We start from the raw sequence: 827 nt of genomic DNA on the forward strand, positions 1-827 counted from the left end.
ACACCTAGTATAAAAATCGGAACGAACGTATCCGCGCTCGTAGCGACTCGACTTCCCGTGATATTGACGAGTTCCAAATAAGCGGTTATCCTTCCCCAACTCGTCGGAATAAAACGATCGAATCTCAAATCGAACTGTCTATAATGGGGAAGTCTGGCCGAACGATTCATATCCGAATAAATCGGCTGATAAAGCGGAAAGGTGGAACTGCTTGTGGAAGACGAAGCCGGTAAAGGAGGCAACGAAGGAAACAACTCCGATAAACTCTGCTGAAGTGTGACGGTTTTTGATCCGACCACGGGAGTATATGCGTAATTCGTTAAATACGTCGCCTTCAATCCGATTTGTGCCTTCTCTCCGAATTTCCAGCCGATCACCATGTTGAACATATGAGTCCTATCAAAGTCGTACAACTCGTCTTTCGAATTTTTGAATAAGACGTCGTAACTTCCGTCCCTGTAGAAATTCGCATAATAATGGTCCGCGTTTTCCTGATGGATCAACTCCTTAGCGGAACTTTGCGCGAGCCAGGAGTTATATTCCTGATTCGTAAGTTCGGGCATATGTCGATTCCTTTTCGTGACGGATTTGGTGTAAGACAACCATCCGTACAATCCGGATTCGGCCGAAGGTTCTTTTTTGATAAAAACTTCCACCCCGCGAGAATAACCGGTCATCGAATTGGAATAATTCAGATCGGAACGTCTCAACAAGGAAGGATTGGCCGTAGGATCCAAACTTTCTCGCATTAGATCCCTGTTAGTTGAAAACGGATCCATCGCAAACCGATCCGCGACCGCAAGATTGGAAAAAGTATTACTAGGTGT

At 45.3% G+C, this 827-nt stretch carries 1 pseudogene; it reads right to left on the reverse strand.

The annotated features are described in order from the left end of the window. Nucleotides 1-827: pseudogene (locus LEP1GSC060_RS08830) on the reverse strand (TonB-dependent receptor plug domain-containing protein); the annotation flags it as partial.

Source organism: Leptospira weilii serovar Ranarum str. ICFT, from assembly GCF_000332415.1.
Lineage (GTDB): Bacteria > Spirochaetota > Leptospiria > Leptospirales > Leptospiraceae > Leptospira > Leptospira weilii_A.